Here is a 20,934-nt window from a genome sequence, read left to right as displayed (position 1 = left end):
TGCAGAGAAGGCGCTACCACTTGGCACCATATCGCTTTCGCGCCCACAGCCGGACGACGCTGCAGAGCTCGGGCAGCTTTCCTCCCGTGGGGGTCTCCAGCTCGGCCGCCAGCGTCCGGATCGCGCTCTCCGGGATCGGCGATGTCCGGTACTTGATCACGAGCCGCTTGAGATCGCGATCGAGCATCACCTTGCGGGCCGCGACGAGGACGGCGTGATTCAAGCCCAGATGGTCGTCGATGTCCTTCTGGAACCGCGGATCCGTGGACTGGAGGCGCCCCGCGCTCGTGCAGCTCAGGGTCGAGACATGCGTGGGATCCAGAGGGTCGAGCAGGATGGCATCCTCGCCCTTGCGGGTGTCGCAGGTCTGATCCGCAGGTCGACGGCCCTCGTTGCCAAGGCAAGCCCCGAGCAGGTTCGTCCAGGCCAGTTGAAGGGACGCGAAGGCGGTCTGTGATCGCCAGTGCTCGACCTTCATCTGGACGACCGGAGGTGCGTCGGGGTTCGTCGGATGCGGGCGTGCCTCGCTGGAGATCCTGCGCATGCAGTAGCAGCACAGCGCGAGCTGATCGCGGAGCAGCGCCTTCCGGATCTCGCCCTTCACAGGGGTGAAGTCCTTGCCGTCGTAGGTCGCGCCGGGCACCGCCCGGTACGCCTTCAGCTCAGGGGGTTCATGCCCCTTCGCGATCGCTCGCATCGATGCGCTCCACCAGGTCGAGCAGGCCCCGCAGGCGGGCCACCTCCGGATCTCGTTCGGTCAGCGACTGGGCGAGACGGTCGAGCCGGTCACGCGCCTCGTCGTGCCTGCCATCGTCGAGCAGGCCCGCGATCTCGTCGAGCTCTTTGACGATCGCCTGCGGGCGCGCTGCTACCCCCAGCACCTCCCAGAGGATCGAGTTCGTGTCGCGTCCTTGCGTCGGCGCCGCAGGGCGGAAGAACTGGAAGTCGTCCAGCAGCAGCACGGCGTCGTTCGGCACCTCGCTCAGCACCTGCGGGGAGTGCGTCGTCACGATGAACTGGCAGTTCGGAAACGCTCGCAGGAGGGAGTTCACGACGAGGCGCTGCCACGAGGGGTGAAGGTGCTGCTCGATCTCGTCGATCAGCACCAGCGCCTCTCCCTGGAGCGGATCGGGGAGCTCGCGATGCGCGATCGAGAGGCGGAACGCGAGGTCTCCGACCATCGCCAGTAGACCTCGCTCTCCGTCCGAGAGCTGATCGAGCTCGTACTCGGCGCCGTTTTTCAGTGCGACGAGCCGGAAGGGGAGGCGCTGCACCCGGAGCCGCGAGATCCCCGGCACGACGCGCTCTATCGCGTCGCGCACGGCCTTCAGCGGCCGGTCTTCGTACTCGGGGGCGCCCCGCGTGCGCTGCTCGTTCTCGAGGTCCTCGCGCAGCCGGAACCACTGGAAGAAGTTGTCGAAGCTCAAGTTCGCGCGCAGCGGGAGGCGGTTGAGCGACTCGAGCGCGTCGAGGCTACCCTCGAAAAGCGAGGGCGCGGTCTCGCGCACCACCAGGTAACGCAGGTCAGGCACCATGCGCGATGCGGGGTAGTAGGCAGCGGGAAGCGCAGTGGACAGGCGCTCGCCGGAGCCTGCGTCGGCCTCGCCGACGCCGGCGCGCTTCGGCAACGTCGTGGTCACGACTTGCTTACCGCCCCGTACGAGCTGGATTTCAGTATGGAACGGCGCGCCGTTCGCCATCCCCACCATGTCAATTTCACACCCGGCAGCGTCGCGCCGGATGTCCGCGTCGACCAGCAGTCCTCTCGCGCGGCCGGGTACCCGGTTGGTGACCCCGAGGAGGCGAACGATGGCATCGAGCGTCGAGGTCTTCCCGGCCCCGTTGACCCCGACCAGCACGGTGAGCGGACGATCGAGCGACAGCGTGCATCCCGCGAATCCGCGGAAGTTCTGGAGCTTGATGGAGCTTATCCGCATCGCGTCTCTTTCGTGCCGAGCGCCATGATAGCCAAGGTGCCCTCGGCGTCACCAGCCAGGGGAGCGTGGGGTGGCAAAGCGAGCCGCAGCAACCCGGCGCCGGTCGGCTCCTTCACGGCTTCTCCCTCACCACTTTCCACGAGCAGCTGAGCACCAGCCGCCCTCCGGGCCCGGCGTTCTTCAGCGCCTCGAGCATCCGTGCCCGCTCCGCCTCGAGCTCGTCGAGCGTCGTCGCCGAGCCGGTACCCACCACCTCGCCGGCGGGCGGCGGGACCGACGAGGCCCGCCGCATCTTCCGCGCCCACTGCTGCGCCTTCAAGGCCAGCGCCCGCAACGGCGCCGCCAGCGCCTTCTGGAGCTCGTCCTTCTCGAGCGTCTCCCGGACCTCGGCGAGCATCGCCAGCGCCTCCGGCTCGTCGTGCCCGCGCAACGCCTCCAGGCTTTGGAACACGAGGTCATCGGCGAGGCACTCCGCGGTCGCCCGCGCGGCCAGGAGGTGCCGCTGCATCGCCGTCTCCGACGTGGGCGCCACCTCCAGCGCGGCCAGCGCCGTCACCTGCTTCAACGGATCGCCGCCGAGCCCGCCGAGCAGCTCCGCCACCTTGCGCGCCGTCGAGAGCCGCGGCGACGGCCCGTGCGGTTCATCGAAGAAGGCCGCGCCCCGTCGCTCCAGCAGGCCCGCCACCTCGGTCGCGCGATCCGCGGTCGCCTTCGCCACCGCCGCGCCGAGCTTGTCGCCGAGCGCGCGCAGGTTCCGCGCGTGGAGCGCCCGGCCGCCCAGGCTCACGCCGAAGATCACCCCGGCGCGCTCGAGCGCCCTCTGGAAGCTCACCGGATCCGGCATCGGCGGCTTCGGCAGCTCCAGGTCCTCGCCGAGCTTGCCGAGCACCGGGTCCCGCACCGGCGTCCCCAGCCGCATGAGCTCGCGTCCCGTCGCGATCCCGTGGGCCAGGACCAGGAAGTCCTCCACCTCGCGCGTGAGGCCGAGCACGCCCTTCGTGTCGAACACCCGCTGCACCTGCGCCACGGTCGGCGTGTCGATCCCCTGCGCGCGGAGCGCGTTCTCCGCCTCCTGGAACCGCAGCGGCTGCAAGGTCGCCTGACCGTCGTTCACGTTCACGAGCCCGAGCTTCTCCGCGAAGTAGAGGACGTCGCGCTCGGTCTTCGCGAGCAGCAGGCGCTGCCCCTCCGCCTCGTAGAGCCTCTGGAGCTGCTCCAGGTTCGCCGTGAGCTTGCCCTTCGTGACCCGGATGTCGAAGTGCGGATGGCGCGGGTGGAGCTCGTGCAGGAGCTGGCTCACGACCTCGATCACGCCGTCCTTCATGGTCGCCACGACGAGGGTCGAGATCCGGAAGCCCTGCATGAGCACGTGGAAGTGCTGGTCGACCGTCCGGCCCGCGTCGAGCATGCCCGGCTCGACCCGGGCCAGGCCGTACGCCGCGTTGAGCGCGCGCTTCACCCGCTCGCGCTTCTGCGCGGCCAGGCTCGAGAGCTCCGCCCGGGCGCGCGACTGGTCGTCGGGCCGCAGGTTCTGGAGGTGCGTCTTCCAGTTGTCGCCCTCGAGGATCCGCTCGATCACCACGAGATCCGCGAGGTCCCGCTGCGGCGTCTCCGCGAAGAAGCTCGGCAGCCAGACGATCGTCGGCGTCTCCGGGTAGCGCTCCGTGTAGGCGCGCAGCCGCGCCTCGTCCTCGGCCGGCGTGCGCCCCGGATCGTCGAACGGGTAATCGATGATCAGCTTGAAATCGTGCCCCGACTCGGCGCGCAGCGTCCCGTCGTCCATCTCGCGCACGTTGCCGTAATGGACGGCGCCGATCCGGTCGGTCCCGCGCCACGGGACGGTGTGCACGATGGGCCCGGCGCCCATCTCGATCCCGATCGCCGCGAACAGGATCTCCCGGAGCTTGGCTCGCCGCGTCCCGCTGCTGTCGTAGCCGCGCGCGGCGTCGATGATCGGCTTCAGATCGACGCCCTCGAGCACGATGCTCACGGTCGGGTCCGTCGGTTGCTCGCCGATCCGGACCTTGCCGCACTCGGCCGCCCACGCCCGGATCCGCCCGAGCGCCTGCTGCGCCTCGGCGCCCGGCACCGGCGACTTCAGCGTCCCGTGGTTGAGCTGCACAAGGCGCGACGCCGTGAGGCCCCGGAAGACCGCGCTGTTGGGCACGAGGGCCGCGAGGAGCAGCGTCTTGGCGAGCCGGTTGTCGGCGCGGCAGCGGGCCTCACGGCAGTTCGAGCAGCCGAGGGTGACGGGGTGGTCGCTCCGCTCCCGCTGGCAGCGCTCCTTGCTCCCGGTCTCGTTCGCGCGCTGGATCACCGGCAGGAGCTCGTTCAGGTAGAGCCGCTTCGCCGCCGCGAAGCGCTCCCGCATGGTGCCGTCCATCGGCTCCTCGCCCCCGGCGAGCACGTCGTAGAGGTCCCCGGCCGGCACGACCTTGCCGATCTCGAAGTCGTCGAGGTGCTCGACGAGCAGCTCCACCAGCACCTTCAGCGCGGTGCGCTCGCGCTGGAGGTAATGGGACATCGCCACCAGCGCCTCGACCAGCGCGGGGCTGAACGGATAGACCCGCCGGAACCCCTTCTCGTCGCCGATCTCGCCGAGCAGCGTGCCCCAGGCGACGTTCCCGAGCGAGGCGCGGAGCCGGTCGAACGCGGTGTCGAGCGCGCGCTTCGCGGCGTCCGACTTCGCCCGGACCACGCGCTTCTCGACGATCGCGGGGAGGTTGCGGTCCTCGAGCTTGAGCACGTCGAAGCGCCCTTCCCACCACTTCAGCGCCGCCTTGACCGCCTCGGCGTCCGCCCCGGCGTACTGCTCGCCCACCATCTCGCCGATGTCGCGCTGGCGCGCGGCGAAGGTCACGATGGGGATCTTCTGGTCGTCGCTCTGCCCCTCGACCATCTTCGCGAGCTTGCCGATCTCGAGGTTCAGCCACTCGCGGTTCGAGGCGCCGCTCGCGAGCCAGAGGATGAGCTCGTCGAGGAAGACGACCACCGCGTCGTAGCCGAGCGCCGCCGCGTGCTGGGCGAGGCGCGGCAGGCCGCTGTCGAAGCTCACGTACTGGGACTTCTGCGCCGCGAAGGCGGGGAAGAGCGTCTTGACCAGCGCCGAGAAGAGCCGCGCCCGCTCCTCCGGGTCGACGCTCTCGCGCGCGGCGTCGAACCGCGCCGCGTCCCAGGCGGCCGCCGCGCCCTTCTTCCCCCAGCGCGCGTCGGCGCCGGCGGACGCGCCGAGCCGGTCGAAGAACGCCGCGTCGCCGAGCGTCTCGCGCACCCCCTGGGCGTTGTCGAAGAGCGCCTGGTCCTCGAAGAGCGGCGCGATCGGCGCGTCGGGGTGCAGCTCGCGGACGCGCACGAGGTACTCGGCGAAGACCTTCTCGTCCAGCGAGCGCGCGCCCATCAGGTTGAAGTGGAGGCGGAGGACCTTGCGGGTCTTCACCCACTCGTACTTGCCGAGGAGGTCGTGGAGCGCGGGCTCGCCCCAGGCGCGGGCGTCGTTCGCGAGCAGGAGGCTGAGGACGCCCATGAAATGGCTCTTGCCGGACCCGAAGCTCCCGTGGACGAAGGCGGCGATGTTGCGCCGGTCACGGAGCGCCGCGCCCACGAGCCCGAGGCCACGATCGAACGAGCCGTGCAGGTCGGGGGTGATCGCGTAGCTGTCGAGGAGCGCGTCGGGGTGCGAGACGCCCTCGACGAGACGGACGACGAAGGCGCTCTTGGTGACCTGGGCGGGGAGGTCGAGGAGGTCGTGGAGGACGGTCATGGCGGCTCGCCGGGAGTAGTATCAGGCGGGAGGGCGCGCCCGCGCGCGGAAGCGTCGTCCGGGCGGCGCGAGCGGCCCGAACCCGGGCGGTCTTGAGAGGTTAACTTCTCGGAAGAGCCTGGGATCGGCCAGGATGGAGAAGTTAACTTCTCTACGGGGGCTGTCATCGGCCAGGGTGGAGAAGTTAACTTCGTCGGCGACGGCTGTCGGTAGCCAGGATGGAGAAATCAACTTCTCGATGGCGACCACCGCGACCCGTTCCTGAGATGTAAACTTTTCAAAAGAGCCGATTCATGGGGGAATCGGCGATAAATTTTGTCAAGATTTCCGATCGTTTGCCGCCTGCGCGGCCTATTCTTCCCGGCCGTAGGAGGAAGAGCATGCCGAACGACGGAACGACGATCGGGGAGATCGCGCGCGAGGCCGGGGTGAGCGAGCGGACCATCCGCTACTGGTACACGCAGGGCCTCTTTGTCCCGCCGCCCTTCGCCGGACCCGGGACGCGGTACCTGCGCGAGCATCGGCTTCGCATCCTCACCATCCAGAAGCTGCGCGAGAAGGGGCTCAAGCTGCCCGCGATCAGGCGGCAGCTCGCGGCCATGTCGCTCGATGAGATGGAGGCGCTCCTCGCGCCGCCGCCCGCTCCGCGAAGGGAGCCGCCGCCCGAGCCGACCTACGCGGCCGAGCCGTGGGAGCGGATCGTCCTCGTGCCCGGCCTGGAGCTGCTCGTGAGCGGCGCGGGCGGGCCGGTCCTGCGGCAGATCGCGCAGCAGATCGTGAACCATTTCGGCGGCGCGAGGTAGTCGTCACGATGGCCTTCGGCGGGCGTTTACGATTGAGGCGGCAACCTACGTCCAGAGCACTGCCAGATCGAGCGAATAGGATCACGACACATCGGGCGAACCCTGTATCTGACCTGGAGCAGATGATCCCTGCCGAGGTGCGAGTTGCGAAGGCTGTATCGTTCGTACATGCGGTGGATCATCGCTTCCCACGTTGGGTACTGCGCTCGCCCGCGGTTTGCGGCTTCCACCAGGCGGCGGTGCTCCTCTGTGTCGTCGTAGAAGGGCTCGTTGGGAGGCAGATAGATGCGGTCGAAGTTACGCACACCCCGCGGGTAGAAGCGGTAGACGGCGTCGAGCAGCTCGGAGCGGTTTACCATCATCATTTGGGTGCGGCTCTTCTGGAATGAGGGCGTTTTGCTCATTTCACCCGGCGCAGCTTGGGTCGAGGCGGCGGCAGCGTGAGGGGACGGCGCCCCCCGCATAACGTGCACGGTGCGTTCGGTCATGCTCCTGCTGCAGGTGGAACGCCCAGTAGCTCTACTGCGGGAAGTTACCCCGGATCAGCAGAAAAACCGCCAAGCCGCCAAGCGGAGAGGGGGAAGGTATTACCGCGCCCTCTCATTGATGCGGCAGTGCATCGCGTCGAGCATGCTGTTTGATGGTGAGGGGTTTTGCCCAACGAGGCTGGCCATCATGGAGAGTGCTCGCTCCGCGTGCGCAACCTGGGAGGACGACTCCGGAGCGCCGCGGCCAGCTCCGCCGCACGGCGCTCCGGATCGCCCGCCGTCAGCGCCTGCCGCGCCGCGTACCACGCGCTCTCCAGCACGGTGTCGTTCGGATCGTGCGACGTCTGCTTCCACGCATCGAACACCACCCGGGAGAACGTGCCGTTCGGCAGGTCGGTCCGGATGAGCCGGCCGAGCGGATCGTACCGCAGGATCGGCGTGACCCCCCACTCCACGAGCTCCGCTTCGTCCTCGTACTCGTGCGTCGCGCTGAAGAACGGCTCGTACTGCTTGACCGGATTGCCCTTGTTGTCCAGCACCGTGCGCCCGGTCCCGACCCAGCGCGACGTCGCGTGCGAAAAGACCAGGTCGCCCTGCGCGTCATGCACCAGCGCGCCGTTCGCGTCGCGCTCGGGCGCGAGCCCCGGCTCTGCCTTCACCTTGCGCAGCACCTCGTTGCCCGAGCCGTCCGAGTAGCTGTACGTGTCCAGCCAGCGCGGGTTGCCCGGTCCGTGCTGCTCGCGGGCGCGCGCGTGCACCACGCTCGGCTCGCCGGTGTACTCGAATCGCTCCAGATCGTACGCGAATGTGGCCGTCGGGTCGTCGAGCGTGTCGCCCTCGCCGGCACCCGCTTTGCCCATCAGCGCCATCGCCGTGACCCTGCCGAGCGCGTCGAAGCGCACCTCGCTCACGTTGCGGTTTGCGTCCGTGAACTGCCGCGGGGCGAGGACGCGGTAGTCGGGGACGGCCTCCACGACGTTGCTCAGCGGATCCGTCACCGCTGTTACGAGCAGGCAATACGGGTCGTAGGCGACCTGCGACGCATTGCCGAACGGATCGACGAACGTCGTCGGCAAGTAGAAGCGAGCCGCCGACGGCACCGCCCTCCCGGAGGACACCCAATAGTCCGGATCGTCCGGGAGCTGGAGATAGCCCCCCTCCGCGAGCACGCCGCTCGTGACACGGGCACCGAACACGGATGGGCTCAGAAGAGGGTGGGCATCGCGATCGTCAAGGGCATCGAAGGAAGACCCGGCCGCGGAGATGCAGGACAGGCTCGCGAAGAGCTACCAGCGCGTCGGGAGCATCCCGATTCATCGACGTGCGCGGGTAGATCCTCGTCGGTTCAGCCCGGGGGCGGTCACGCGGGCGGCGCGTCGTACGATGCTCTGACGCGGAGGCGGAGGGGCGCGAGGGATCCTTCCGAGCTACCCGGCTCTGCCCGGCTCCCGGAGCGAGTGCTCGCGCCTGCGCCGAACATGGTCGAGTCCCCGCGACTCGAACCGCTCGGCTGCCTCCCCAGCGATCCCTGTATAGCCTCAGCAAAATGGCTATCGATTGACAATCCCGACCCAACTGACGTCGGTGTCTTCGCCTGCTTCATGGACATGGTACAGACGCTTTACTCGACGTGGGCCATCGGTCCGCAGCGTCGAGTTAAGCGACCGCTGGCGTGGGCTCACGCAACGTCCGGTGCCTCGGGACAGGCAGTCGGTGAGACAATCGCCTGGACTCAGCCCTTGTGGGCGTCGATGCCGATTTCCACCGCTGTCACTGGCTGCAATCCGCGCCAGCTCCTGGATCGAACGTGGCGATTATTCTCTGCAGATTCACAACAACCTGAGTCCTGGAACGAAGACGTTCACACAACCTCTCCGCAACGAACACAACAACACTCTCATACATCCGATCGTAACTGGAGAGGCGCATCCCAGAATCGAACGCCACCAATTTCAACTGGTACATATACTCAGAAAACTTAATTCCACAATCATCATCCAGACCGTGATCTCCAACCAACACAACCTCCATATCAAGGAGCCTACCACGATAGAGAACCCCAACATCAATCTCTTCTTTCACGAGAGAGCAGCCGAGAATCTCGGTGAGAGCGCTGAGGAGCACGCCTTCATCGCCGCAAAAATCAACGAACACACTCATCGGCCTGGACATGGTCACCTCGGAGTCCATCTGAAGAAATACCCATCACCAATCATCGTGAGACCGTCAAGCTTGCCCCGTGAGATACCCAGGGCTCTCGCTGCGCCCTTCTCTGCCGCTTCCTTGGTGAGTCCGGTACCACGTGCATCCATGATAATCTCACGTGCCTGACCCCCGCCGCGAATGGAGTCATTCGCGACGTTCTTCACAGTACCCGGGCCTGCCCCTGGGTCCAGCGTCTTGAACTCGTGCATGACGCCATCAACGTACGCGTCACCCTGCCGCCCTGCGCCGGGAACACCCTCCTGCGGGTTCTTGCGTACTTTTCTACCGAAGGCCTCGAGATACTCTGCAATAGCTCTTTCCCCATCATCGGTGAAGCTCGCCGCTCCTCCTTTCGCGGTCGCGGTACCTCCCGTGCTTTGGAGCATCGAGCTGCTCGCCACATCGTCCAGTGAGGCTCCGACTGGCGCCAGCTTTGGTCCGAGTGCTGAGACAGCGCTTGTTACCTCTGTGCGAATCGCCTGACCAAGCTCCGCCCCCACCCTGCTCGCAGGCCCTGAGGTCGCGGTGGACAGGAGACCGCCGACCACCTCACCAGCGGCCTGATAGTCTTTTGCAGTCCCGGCGCCATGTACTAGCCGATCGACGCTCGCCGTGATCTCATCCCAGTGAGAGATGACACCATGAATAGCAAACGGCAAGAGAACAACGCCAACGGTGGCCGCCGCGACGCCCACGCTCACGCCCGCGAGGCCTGCGCCTACGCCGATCGCTGCATTCACGAGAATACCGGATGCCAAGCCCTCTGCAGCACCCTTTGCAAAGGCCCCAACTGCCTCGGCCGTGGTTGCGGCTGGAGCCGTGGTTGCGACGGGAGAAGACGTGCTGGCCAGCGGAGGCGGATTGGCCTTGTGAGGAGGCTTGCGGGACGCCACCGGTACGGGTGCAGGCTCGGGTTTCACTGGCTCAGGAGCTCCCGGCTCCTCGAACCTGATGGGCGCGTCGGAAACCAGAGCGGTCTGTCCGCCCGCAGATGGATGCTTGAACTGAACGACACCGCTAGGTGCGTCACTTCGCAACGGATCCTCTGCGTTCGTTCCCCGAGGATCGACTAGCCGAACCGGATCCCCCCGCACATAGGCGTACAAGCTCGGCCCATCCGCGAACCCCGCTGGATCCGCGCTCGTCCACCTCCCCAGCCACGGCGCGTAGTACCGCGCCCCTTGATAGTACAGCCCCGTCTCCTCGTCCTTCTCCTTCCCCGTGTAGCGGTACCGCTTCCGGCTCACCTCCGCCGCGCTACTGGCTGACCAGTACGCCGTCGTTCCATACGGATGGTACTCCTCGTACCCGATCACGAGCCCCGCCCCGTCCACCTCCAGCGACGCCGACCCGAGGTGGTTGTCGAGCTGGTAGCGCACCCGCGGCGTCACCGTGAACGGCCCCGACGTGTCGACCGTCTTGGTCTCCACCATCGCCACCCGCCGCGCGCCATCCATCACGTGCAGCGTCTGCCGCTCCAGCACCAGCCCCGACCCGCTGCGCCTCCGGTACACCTCGTAGCCGCCGAGGTAGATGCGCTCGTCCACGAGCCCGTTGTGCTCCCAGACCTTGCGCACGCGCTGACCCGTCGCGCTGTAGGTGTAGTAAACCACTCCGCCGCCACCGAGATCCGTGCTCCTCAGCTGATCGTTCTCGTCCCAGGTCAGCGCCGTGATGTGCGGCATCAACGTCATGTTGCCGTGCGCGTCATGCGCATAGTTGCGGAACGGCCCGTTTTCCGGGTCCCCGGTCGTGCTCGTCAGCTGGTTGTTCTCCGTCTCCTCGTACGCATACCACCGCGTCCAGCGTCCCGTGCCCGCCTGGTGCACCATCCTCCGCAGGTTGCCCACGGCGTCATAGACGTACTGCTCCGTATAGTTCCTCAGCGCCTGCGCGTCGTTCGCGTGCGGCAGCGACTGGATCGGCAGGTCGTTCTGGTCCCGCGGCGCGTCCGACAGCCCGCCCGCATGCTCCCGACCCATCGCCTCGATCAGCCGGTAGACCGCGTCGTACGCGTACCGCGCGCTCGGCGATACCACCGCGTTGTTGAAGAACACCGTCTGCTGCGCGCTGTCCCCGATCTCCACGATGTTCCCGACTGGGTCGTACACATACGTGAGGTTCTGCAGCACCACGCTGTCCGAGCTCCGCGTCGTCTTCAGGCGCGAGAGCCGGAACGTCAATGGGTCATACGTGTACGCCGTGAATGTGCCGTTGCCATACTCGATCCGCTCGCGCAGCCCCTTCGCGTCGTAATCGATGTTGTCGACGAACGTCGTCCCCCTCTGTGCCAACGTCGGTTGAGACAGGCTCCCCCTAGAAATCTGTGGTGAGAGGGCGGAGAATGGACCTGACTCGTGCCGAAGCCTTCCCATCTCCGATCCGTCGATCCTACCCCCGCCCCAGCGGCGCAGGGCGCTGCTCCCCGCCCGAGTGGCGTCGCCGTCGAGACCATGCCGAAGGCGGGCAAGAGGCGGAAGTTCTCGGCGGCGGAGAAGCTGCGCATCGTGCGCGAGGCGGCCGCGTGCACCCAGCGCGGGGACATCGAGGCGCTCCTGCGCCGTGAGGGCATCTACAGCTCCCTCCTGACGGCGTGGCGCAAGCAACTCGCCCTCCACGGCAGCGAGGCCCTCTCGGGGCGCAAGCCCGGCCGCAAGCCGAAGCAGGACGCGAAGGACCGGCGCATCGCCGAGCTCGAGAAGCGCTCGGCGCGGCTCGAGGAGAAGCTCGCGCTCGCTGAGAAGCTCATCGATCTTCAAAAAAAAGTCTCTTCCATTCTGGGCATCAACCTCACGAACGACGAAGAGCGCTGATGGACATCATCGAAGAGCTCGATGACCCGCACGTCTCCATCGCCCAGGCGTGTGCGGCACTCGGCGTCAGCCGCGCCACGCTCTACCGGCAGACCCAGCCCGCGAAGCTGCCCGCGCTGACCGGGCCCGCTCCGAGCCCACGCCGGCTCAGCGACCCCGAGCGGCAAGCCGTGCTCGACGTGCTGCACAGCGACGAGTTCGTCGACCAGCCCCCGCCGGAGGTCTACGCGACGCTGCTGTCGCGCGGCGTCTACCTCGCCTCCATCCGCACGATGTACCGCCTGCTCGCGGCGTCCCGCGAGAGCGGCGAGCGACGCGCGCAGCGTGGGCCGATGAAGCATGTCAAGCCGACCCTCACCGCCACGGCCCCCAACCAGATCTGGACGTGGGATATAACCAAGCTGCGCGGGCCGCTGCCCGGGGTCTTCTACTGCCTGTACGTCGTCCTCGACCTGTTCAGTCGCATGACCGTCGGCTGGCTGCTCGCTGAGCGCGAGAGCGCGGAGCTCGCCGAGCACCTCTTCGCAGAGACTGTCGCCCGCCACGGCGTCGAGCCCGGCTCGCTCACCGTGCACGCCGACCGCGGCTCCGCGATGAGGTCGGAGGGGCTCGCTCAGCTCCTCGGCTCGCTCGGCGTCGTTCGTAGCTTCAGCCGGCCTCACGTCAGCGATGACAACGCCTTCTCCGAGTCGCAGTTCAAGACGCTTAAATACCAGCCCGACTATCCGGACCGCTTTGCCTCGCTGGCTCATGCACGAGCGTGGTGCCAGGAGTTCTTCAGCTGGTATAACGACCTTCATCAGCATTCTGGCCTTGCGCTCTTCACACCTGCTGATGTATTCTACGGCCGCGTCGATGATATCGCGGCTCGGCGCCAGGTCGCCCTCGACACGGCCTACGCCGCGCATCCTGAACGCTTCCCGAACGGCCCGCCCGTCGTGCGCAGGCCGCCCGCTTCGGTAGCCATCAACCCGCTGTCCATCGACGACGACGCCTGCGCGGCCGCGGCGCCGCCGCACACGGGCACGACCAGCGACGCGCCCACCGCCGTGCCGCGGCCGCCCCGATCTCGACCGGTTGGGGCCCAGAGCCGGAACGCGCCCCTCGTCGCGATCCCCTCATAGGATTCTCGTCCGGCCTGTCTCAAACCCGTTGGCATTCTCCGTCCACGCCACCGCGCCTCGAACCCGCGCTTCGACCCGCTCGAGCAGCCCCGCCTCGTTGTACGTAGGCTTGATCTCGCTCGCGTCCGACGCCGTCACGCTCGTCGGTCGGTTGAGCGCGTCGTACGCCGTCAGCGTGCCGAAGCTCTCGGTCTCCAGCAGCGGCTCGGCCGCCGTCGCGACGGCGGCCACATCCGTCAGCGCCGCAAGCACCGACCAGTCGGCGTCCGCGTGCACGTCGCTCCGCAGCCGGCGCGACGCCTGCAGCACATTGCCCTTGAAGTCGTACGCCTGGCTCGTCACGACGCCCGCACCATCATACACCTGGTACAGCCTGCCGCGCAGGTTCAGCGCCGTCGCCTGCGGGTGCGCTTCGCCGTAGACGTAACGGCGCGCCAGCCGCTCGCTGCCCGAGCCCAGCTGCACCTGCTCGTGCGTCGGCCGGCGCCGCGCATCGTACGACGAGCGGTAGACGAACCCTCGCCCGTTCCAGGCCCGCAGCCGCTGTCCTGTCGCGCCCGCCAGCATCCACCGCTCGCCGCTGTCGTTGCTCTTCTGATAGAGCAGCTGCCCGCCCAGCCCGAAGCGATGCTGCATCGCCACGTTGCCGCGCGCGTCCGTGATCACGAGCGGCTTCCCCTCGATATCGAGCGTCGTCTGGGTGATGTACTCCCCCTCGGCCCCGTTGTCCGCCGCCGCGCGGAACACCCGCCCCAGCGCGTCCAGGTGGCTCACTGCCGGCGTCCCGGCGTGCGCGGCCGCCAGGTCAGCCGCGCGGCGCTCCGGATCGCCCGCCGTCAGCGCCTGCCGCGCCGCGTACCACGCGCTCTCCAGCACGGTGTCGTTCGGATCGTGCGACGTCTGCTTCCACGCATCGAACACCACCCGGGAGAACGTGCCATTGGGCAGGTCGGTCCGGATGAGCCGGCCAAGCGGATCGTACCGCAGGATCGGCGTCACCCCCCACTCCACGAGCTCCGCTTCGTCCTCGTACTCGTGCGTCGCGCTGAAGAACGGCTCGTACTGCTTGACCGGATTGCCCTTGTTGTCCAGCACCGTGCGCCCGGTCCCGACCCAGCGCGACGTCGCATGCGAAAAGACCAGGTCGCCCTGCGCGTCATGCACCAGCGCGCCGTTCGCGTCGCGCTCGGGCGCGAGCCCCGGCTCCGCCTTCACCTTGCGCAGCACCTCGTTGCCCGAGCCGTCGGAGTAGCTGTACGTGTCCAGCCAGCGCAGGTTGCCCGGTCCGTGCTGCTCGCGGGCGCGGGTGTGCACCACGCTCGGCTCGCCGGTGGACTCGAATCGCTCCAGATCGTACGCGAACGTGGCCGTCGGGTCGTCGAGCGTGTCGCCCTCGCCGGCACCCGCTTTGCCCATCAGCGCCATCGCCGTGACCCTGCCGAGCGCGTCGAAGCGCACCTCGCTCACGTTGCGGTTTGCGTCCGTGAGCTGCCGCGGGGCCAGGACGCGGTAGTCGGGGACGGCTTCCACGAGATTGCTCAGCGGATCGGTCACCGCCGTCACGAGCAGGCAATACGGGTCGTAGGCGACCTGCGACGCGTTGCCAAACGGATCGACGAACGTCGTCGGCAAGTAGAAGCGAGCCGCCGAGGGCACCGCCCGCCCCGAGGACACCCAATAGTCCGGATCGTCCGGGAGCTGGAGATAGCCCCCCTCCTCGAGCATGCCGCTCGTGACGCGGGTCCCGAACACCGACGTGATCAGCGAAGGCGTGAGGACCTTGGCGAAGCTCTCGTAAACGAGCGCCCTGCTGCCGACCTCTCCGAACGGCAGCGGCCCCGTGAGATCGTCGCTCCAGTACCTCGTGCGCGCATGCTGCAACAGGCGCTTCTGGAAGCCCCCGCTCGGCGTCCCGTCGTACGTGAGCGTCGGCACGTTTTCCGCCGCAGCCGCCGCGTCGAAGACTGCCTGGAACGCGAGCACCCCCTCCGAGCCGAGCGGCAGGCCGTGCAGCTCGTAGGTCCGCGTCTCGGTCGGGACCCCGATCCGATAAGCACCCTCCTCGTCCGGGACCAGGTGCTTCACCTTGCTCTCCGTCAGCGTCGCCTTCCCCTGCCCCTGCTCGGGGAACTCCGCCCACGCCGCCCGCCGGCGATACCCGATCTGCGCCGTCCGCAGGACCGCGCCGTAATCGTCGACCTCCAGCGTGAGCGCGTGCGCCACGCGTGGATCGCTCTCGCTGCGCTCGTAATGGTACTCCAGCACCTCGCGCGCATGGGCGAAGAACACGGCGTGCGCATCGCCCACCGCGGGCTGGAGGCGCCGCATCGCGTAGCTGTGCTCGGTGACGAGGTACGGACGCGGCTCCTCCGCCGAGCCGTCGAGTGCGTAGATCTCCTGGCGGAGGGGCCGCCCCTTGAGCGCCCGGCACGCCTCGCGCATCTCGACCGCGCGGAGCCCCTCGGGAAGCAGCGTGTCCGCCAGGCGGACCGCCGCCGCGTCGCCGGCGTAATACTCGCTCTCGTACTGCGCCGAGATCTTCGCCCTCTCGATCCAGGCGCCGGTATGGAACCACGTCTTCGTCAGCACCGGCGGCAGGTGCAGCTCGGGATCCGCGTTGGCCGCGGGCGGCGTGAAGCCAGCCCCGCTGAACGCCGAGAACGACTCGGTGTCCCGCTGCTCCACCATGCCGAAGCCGCGCATCTCCCGTTCCACACCGTCGTAGTCGCCGTGGTGGTATGCATACGTCGTGACGAAGCGATGCCGCGAAACCGCGTCGAAGACCTCGACGCGCTCGATGACATGGACCACGAATGGCAGCCTCGTCACCCACGGTCGGCCGGCCGCCCGGTCGGCCAGGTAGAACTTCGTCGACGGTGCATACGTCACCGTCGTGGTCCTTCCGAGGTTGTTCGCGATCGAGGTCAAGAGGTGCGGCTTCTTGCTCCCGAGCAGATCGATGTAGCGCACCCGCGGGCGCGCCCCGGGCAGCGATGAGGCCCACACGAGGCACCCGGTCCCGGAGCCGAGCAGATCGATCACCTCGACCGCCGCCAGATCGCTCACGTCGGGCAGCTGCGGCAGGATCACCGGCGAAGCCAACGTATTGCCGGCATTGTTCGCATGGAAGCGCACGCCGTCCGGGTGCAGGTAGACGATATCGGTCGTCCCCGAGCCGTCCACGTCGGCGAGGCGGATGCGCTTCGGGTCGAAGCGGCCCTCGTGGTCGAACCGCATGCTGCCGCTCATCTGCACCTTGGCCCCGAACCGGCAATGGCCGAGGTTGGGCTAGTAACACAGGTTGCCGTTCCGGATCCGCACGAGGTCCACCAGCCCGTCGCCGCTCATGTCGGCCAGGAAGATGCTCTGTGCCGCGTCGGCGAACACGAGCGACGGCCCGCGCTCCTCATCGCTCGGACGCGCGATCGTGATCGGCCGATCGAAGCCGCCCTTGGCGAGCGACGGATACCACGTGAACGTGTCGGGCCCCGTGATCAGGATGTCCTCGTGACCGTCGCCGTTCAGATCGCTCAGGCGGACGTTCGGGTCGCTCCAGTCGACGTTCGGCTGCGACGCGAACGGGCGGAACGCCGCCCAGCCCGCGTCGGTGCGGTCGAAGTAGCCCGCCACCGGCCGCTCGAACACTACCCTCTCCTTGCGCCCGTCTCCGTCGATGGATAGCGGTTCGCGACAGGCGCGCGACCCGCGCGGCGATGGCGCTTCGCGGCCTCGTCGCGCGCGACGCCGGTCAGGTCCTCCGCCTTGTACTCGTAGGTGACGACGTTGTCCTTGTCGCCCCGGGTCTCATCCAAGAGCCACGAGAAGATGTGCTCGGGCCTGGCCGGGTCAGCGATCCGCGCGGCCTGGCTCCGCCCGTAGACGCTCGTATGGCAATGGGCGACCCGCGCGCCCGGAGCGCCTCGCTCCGGCACGGCGGCGTATTCCGCCGAGTCCGTGAGTTGCGCGGGGCCAGGCGCCGCTCACGGACAGTTCGAATTGTCCACGGCCCTGTTCCCGCCGCCCGGCCCCCGGGAACAGGGCTCAAGCCCTCGGCGGGCAGCGCTACTTGTAAAACACGTTCCCGGACTCTCGAAGGCACACGGGCTCGACGAGCGCCCCCACCAGCGCTACCGCTACGGCGTCTTCATGTGGGCGTATGGACATGGTGCGGATTCTTTACTCGGCGTGGATCACTGGCGCGAACGCCAGTGCGGGCTCCCTCACCTTCGGGCAAGGAGGAGACAAAGCAGTAACCTGGATTCGATTCAGCTTTTGCGATAGCCTGGCGGCCCATCGAGGATCACTTTGCTGCACGGCCGACAACAGCGGCGATTCTTGTGGATCGTTCCTGAGCATCTAGCGGATCAATATGGGAACCCTTCGGGTTGAACTCGGAAGACATTGAGACATAAATACCACGCTTGCGTTTCTCGACGAACGCATCGTTACCTGCCGAGGCCACAGACTGTTGAATTGCTATAGGGTCGATCGATTCCTCGCTCAGGAAGAAGTTGCGAAAGGCAAGACTTCTTGGATCTCGTCGAAGCACCCCAGGCTCCTCTAGGGAGTATTCCACCAAGATAGCTCCATAGAAACAGGGGATCATGTCCGCAACCTCCACGAACCGTTCATACACTTGACGTCCGAGTTTTTTCAGTCGCCCGACCTTTGCTCGAGCCGCACCGCAGAAGGCCTCACCTTCACTGCGCAAAACCACAATACCACCAAGCACCTCGATCTCCTCTGCTCCCTGGATTAGCCTGACTATATTGGGTAGACGAATTTTCTTGGGTAGAATCCCGGGTGACATGTTAGCGACTAACGCATCAAGCGCAGGCTTCACGCCTGCGGTGCCCACGTAAAATGACAGCTCTAAGAACGGAGCGTCCATAGATATCTCATTTCAGCGCTGATAGAATTGCACCTAGAGCGATTTGCGGTTGAGCTTGGTACAAGCTGAGCACGGTCGGGCGGGACGGTGGCATCGCTGATGCTGTTGCCTACCGCATGGGCCCGTACAGCATCGACCTGCGGCAGCGGATCATCGACGCCTACCAGAACCGTGAAGGAAGTATCCGGGAGCTGGCCGAGCGGTTCGAGGTCGCCCCGAACACGGTGCAGAACTATCTCACGCAGCTGCGCGCCACGGGCGACCTCGCGCCGAGCCCGCACGGCGGCGGCATGCCACGGAAGCTCGACGACACAGACGAGCGGGCACTGATCGCGCTGCTGGAAGAGAAGAACGACCGGACGTTGGCAGAACTGATCGAGCAGATGGAGCAGCGTCACCATGTGCACGTCAGCGTCTCGACGATGAGCCGCACACTGCACCGGATGGGGATCACCCGAAAAAAAGGACGTTGGGTGCCAGCGAGCAAGACCGCCCGGACGTTCAACAGGCCCGCGCGAGTTTTCAAGATTGGGCGGGGACCGCAGATGCGCGCCGCTTGATCTTCGTCGACGAGTTCGGTGCCAACCTGGGCATGACCCGGCTCTATGGCTACGCCCCCAGCGGGCAGCGGGCCTACGGCAAGGCGCCGGCGAACGCGGACCCGAACCTCACGCTGGTGCTCGGGCTGGGGCTGCAGGGGGTGGTGGCGCCGGTGGTCTTCGAAGGCGCCATGAATCGTCCTCGATTTGAGACGTACGCCCAGGAATATCTGGCTCCGGTGCTGCGGCCTGGCGACATCGTGCTCGTGGATCGACTCAAGCCACATCTATACCCCGAGGTCCGCGCGGCCATCGAGGCGACGGGTGCCGACTACCACCCGCTGCCGCCTTACTCGCCTGATTTCTCGCCGGTGGAAGAGTGCGGCAGCAAGATCAAGCAGACCCTCCGCACCGCTGGGCAGCGGACCGTGGTGGGCGTGCTCGACGCGATGGACAGGGCCCTCCACCAGGTGACGCCGAAGGACGCCGAAGGCTGGTTCCGCCATGCGGGCTACCTCGACCGACCCCCTCGTCCCAGACCGCAGCGCAGGGGCACGCCTCGGAGGCGTGCGCCGCGGATTCGCACGCCTCGCAAGCGTCGCGCTCGGGATCCGCCACGCCCCGCCCGAGGGGCGCGGTCTGTACCAAAGCCAATCGCGAACCGCTCTAGAGGACCGATCAGTTTGATTTTGTGGTAATCCCGAGCGCTTCGATGGAAGGCTCGACGGTTTCGGCGGGCCATGATCTCGTCCGCGCCTGGAGGTGCACGGATGGAACGATGGTTGCCGCCGGTGGAGCTGTCGCGGCAGGAACAGGCGCTCATGAAACGGTTGACCCGGGTGCGAGCCCTGTTCGGCTTTCTCAGGCTGCACCGGCACGAGCTATTCGACGAGACGTTCCAGGAGCAGTTGGAGAGCATGTACCGGACCACGGGAGCAGGTGAGCCGCCGCATCCGCCGGCGCTGATGTGCATGGTCACGCTGCTCCAAGGCTACGTCGGCGCATCGGATGCCGAGGCGGTGGAGCTGTCGATCGTCGACCTTCGCTGGCAGATGGTGCTCGGCTGCCTGGGGGCGGCCACGCCCGCGTTCGCGCAGGGCGCGCTGCAGGCGTTCCGAGAGCGGATGGTCGAGCATGAGATGGACCGGGTGCTGCTGGAGCGGACCGTGGCGCTCGTTCGGTCGGGCGCGATGACGGCGAGCGAGAAGCGGGCGGTGTCCAAAGCGCTGCGCGTGGCCATCGATAGCCGCCCTTTAGCGGGAGCCGGGCGGGTTGAGGACACGATCAACCTGCTCGGCCATGCAGCACGCAGCATCGTCCGCGTCGTGTCGAAGATCACGGAGCGCCCGCCCGAGGAGATCTGTCGCAAGGCGGGCATCCCGCTGCTTCTGGCTCCCAGCATCAAGGCCGGGCTCGATCTCGATTGGAGCGACCCGAGACAGAAGGCGGCGGCGATTCAGATCCTGGAGCGGCAGGTCTCGTCCCTGCAGCAGTGGGTGGACCGCCATCTGGACGACGTTGTCGAGCAGCCGCTCCGCTTCTATCTGGATGCGGTCACACAGGTTCGGGACCAAGACCTGGAAACGGCTGAGGATGGGACCGTTCGCATCCGTCAAGGTGTTGCAGCTGACCGCCGTGTCTCCATTGAGGACGCCGAGATGCGCCACGGAAGAAAGAGCCGCTCGAAGAGGTTCGATGGCTACAAGGAACATATCGCACGCGACCTGGACCTTCCCGTCATCGTCGCCTGTGCGGTCACGCCAGCGAATCGCCCCGAAGAAGAGGGGGCCGCACCGATCGCCAAGGACATCCAACGTCAGCGGCTGCGCCTCGGCGAGCTCCATATCGATCGCGCCTATGTGAACAGTCCCGTCGTTGACGACGTGATCCGCGACGGTGGCCAGGTGTTCTCGAAGCCTTGGGGACAGCGTGCTCGCAGACCCAACCTGTTCAGCAAGCGCGACTTCAAGATCGACCTGCGCACCAAGACGATCACCTGTCCGGCGGGACAGGTCGAGGTATTCGAGCCGGGCGACACGGTCGAGTTTGATCCTGAGGAGTGCGGCGCGTGCCCCCTCCGAGCTAGGTGCACCCAAGCCGCCTCGGGACGGGGGCGGACCGTGTCCATCGCGGAGGACGAGGCTCTGCAGCGCAAATTCCGGAAGCTGCAGCAGACGGGGGCAGGTCGCGCCGTGCTCCGCCAGCGGGTGGCTGTGGAGCATGCGCTCGCCCACATCGCGGCACGGAAGGGCCACACTGCACGCTACATCGGCGCCAGGAGAAATCTGTTCGACCTCCGGCGCGCAGCAGCGATCCAGAATCTCGAGGCGGCCCAACGCCTGATGCAGCAGGCAGCGTAACCTGCCGTAATTTA

At 67.2% G+C, this 20,934-nt stretch carries 17 protein-coding genes; 6 read left to right on the top strand and 11 right to left on the bottom strand.

Going from position 1 to position 20,934, the window contains the following annotated elements; all coding sequences use genetic code 11:
• Positions 1-13: 13 nt before the first annotated feature.
• From WMF19_RS43460 to WMF19_RS43450, 3 genes are all read right to left on the bottom strand, one after another.
• Entirely contained in the window at positions 14-697 is a 684-nt protein-coding gene (locus WMF19_RS43460) for a hypothetical protein (RefSeq protein WP_437895742.1), read from the bottom strand.
• A complete protein-coding gene (locus WMF19_RS43455) occupies positions 672-1,937 on the bottom strand; it encodes an AAA family ATPase (protein ID WP_437895741.1) in 1,266 nt (421 codons plus the stop codon). The genes WMF19_RS43460 and WMF19_RS43455 overlap by 26 nt, the downstream gene beginning before the upstream one ends.
• Positions 1,938-2,049: 112 nt before the next feature.
• Entirely contained in the window at positions 2,050-5,697 is a 3,648-nt protein-coding gene (locus WMF19_RS43450) for a hypothetical protein (protein ID WP_437895740.1), read from the bottom strand.
• A 380-nt stretch (positions 5,698-6,077) separates the two neighbouring features.
• On the opposite strand from WMF19_RS43450, the gene WMF19_RS43445 reads away from it, so the two are divergent.
• The gene (locus WMF19_RS43445) at positions 6,078-6,500 is read left to right on the top strand and encodes a MerR family transcriptional regulator (protein ID WP_437894618.1); all 423 of its coding nucleotides are present in this window, start codon (positions 6,078-6,080) and stop codon (positions 6,498-6,500) included.
• A gap of 26 nt (positions 6,501-6,526) precedes the next feature.
• On the opposite strand, the gene WMF19_RS43440 is transcribed toward WMF19_RS43445, so the two are convergent.
• The 4 genes from WMF19_RS43440 to WMF19_RS43425 all read right to left on the bottom strand — a co-directional run bounded on the left by WMF19_RS43440 (position 6,527) and on the right by WMF19_RS43425 (position 11,568).
• Positions 6,527-6,988: a hypothetical protein gene (locus tag WMF19_RS43440; protein ID WP_437895739.1), complete on the bottom strand. Its 462-nt coding sequence runs from the start codon at positions 6,986-6,988 to the stop codon at positions 6,527-6,529.
• A gap of 185 nt (positions 6,989-7,173) precedes the next feature.
• Positions 7,174-8,184: a hypothetical protein gene (locus WMF19_RS43435; protein WP_437895738.1), complete on the bottom strand. Its 1,011-nt coding sequence runs from the start codon at positions 8,182-8,184 to the stop codon at positions 7,174-7,176.
• 574 nt (positions 8,185-8,758) lie between these two features.
• Positions 8,759-9,166: a hypothetical protein gene (locus tag WMF19_RS43430; RefSeq protein ID WP_437894606.1), complete on the bottom strand. Its 408-nt coding sequence runs from the start codon at positions 9,164-9,166 to the stop codon at positions 8,759-8,761.
• Entirely contained in the window at positions 9,163-11,568 is a 2,406-nt protein-coding gene (locus WMF19_RS43425; RefSeq protein WP_437895737.1) for an RHS repeat-associated core domain-containing protein, read from the bottom strand. The genes WMF19_RS43430 and WMF19_RS43425 overlap by 4 nt, the downstream gene beginning before the upstream one ends.
• A gap of 78 nt (positions 11,569-11,646) precedes the next feature.
• Here WMF19_RS43425 and WMF19_RS43420 point away from each other — a divergent pair, with 78 nt between their 5' ends.
• Both WMF19_RS43420 and WMF19_RS43415 read left to right on the top strand, forming a co-directional pair.
• Positions 11,647-12,006 carry a transposase gene (locus WMF19_RS43420; RefSeq protein WP_437894792.1) on the top strand — a complete coding sequence of 120 codons (360 nt, stop codon included), beginning with the start codon at positions 11,647-11,649 and terminating at the stop codon, positions 12,004-12,006.
• Positions 12,006-13,130 carry an IS3 family transposase gene (locus WMF19_RS43415; protein ID WP_437894791.1) on the top strand — a complete coding sequence of 375 codons (1,125 nt, stop codon included), beginning with the start codon at positions 12,006-12,008 and terminating at the stop codon, positions 13,128-13,130. Before WMF19_RS43420 ends, WMF19_RS43415 begins: the two co-directional genes overlap by 1 nt.
• Here WMF19_RS43415 and WMF19_RS43410 read toward each other — a convergent pair.
• From WMF19_RS43410 to WMF19_RS43395, 4 genes are all read right to left on the bottom strand, one after another.
• Positions 13,125-16,379: a toxin TcdB middle/C-terminal domain-containing protein gene (locus WMF19_RS43410; RefSeq protein WP_437895736.1), complete on the bottom strand. Its 3,255-nt coding sequence runs from the start codon at positions 16,377-16,379 to the stop codon at positions 13,125-13,127. The two genes, WMF19_RS43415 and WMF19_RS43410, sit on opposite strands and share 6 nt — an antisense overlap.
• A 39-nt stretch (positions 16,380-16,418) precedes the next feature.
• The gene (locus WMF19_RS43405) at positions 16,419-16,775 is read right to left on the bottom strand and encodes an FG-GAP repeat domain-containing protein (protein ID WP_437895735.1); all 357 of its coding nucleotides are present in this window, start codon (positions 16,773-16,775) and stop codon (positions 16,419-16,421) included.
• Positions 16,775-17,062 carry a SpvB/TcaC N-terminal domain-containing protein gene (locus WMF19_RS43400; RefSeq protein ID WP_437895734.1) on the bottom strand — a complete coding sequence of 96 codons (288 nt, stop codon included), beginning with the start codon at positions 17,060-17,062 and terminating at the stop codon, positions 16,775-16,777. The genes WMF19_RS43405 and WMF19_RS43400 overlap by 1 nt, the downstream gene beginning before the upstream one ends.
• A 368-nt stretch (positions 17,063-17,430) precedes the next feature.
• Positions 17,431-18,021 carry a hypothetical protein gene (locus tag WMF19_RS43395; RefSeq protein WP_437895733.1) on the bottom strand — a complete coding sequence of 197 codons (591 nt, stop codon included), beginning with the start codon at positions 18,019-18,021 and terminating at the stop codon, positions 17,431-17,433.
• Between the two features lie 116 nt (positions 18,022-18,137).
• Between WMF19_RS43395 and WMF19_RS43390 the strand changes: the two genes are divergently transcribed.
• The 3 genes from WMF19_RS43390 to WMF19_RS43380 all read left to right on the top strand — a co-directional run bounded on the left by WMF19_RS43390 (position 18,138) and on the right by WMF19_RS43380 (position 20,920).
• Positions 18,138-18,581, top strand: coding sequence for a helix-turn-helix domain-containing protein (locus WMF19_RS43390; protein ID WP_437895630.1), 444 nt, complete (start codon positions 18,138-18,140; stop codon positions 18,579-18,581).
• A complete protein-coding gene (locus tag WMF19_RS43385) occupies positions 18,578-19,258 on the top strand; it encodes a transposase (protein WP_437895732.1) in 681 nt (226 codons plus the stop codon). Before WMF19_RS43390 ends, WMF19_RS43385 begins: the two co-directional genes overlap by 4 nt.
• A 72-nt stretch (positions 19,259-19,330) precedes the next feature.
• Positions 19,331-20,920 (top strand): IS1182 family transposase, encoded by a 1,590-nt coding sequence (locus tag WMF19_RS43380; protein ID WP_437894432.1) that lies wholly within the window; start codon positions 19,331-19,333, stop codon positions 20,918-20,920.
• The last annotated feature ends 14 nt before the right edge of the window (positions 20,921-20,934 follow it).

Source organism: Sorangium sp. So ce124 (genome assembly GCF_051525235.1).
GTDB lineage: Bacteria > Myxococcota_A > Polyangia > Polyangiales > Polyangiaceae > Sorangium > Sorangium atrum.
Note: the sequence above shows the minus strand (reverse complement) of the source record. Positions and strands in the feature narration are given on the sequence as shown.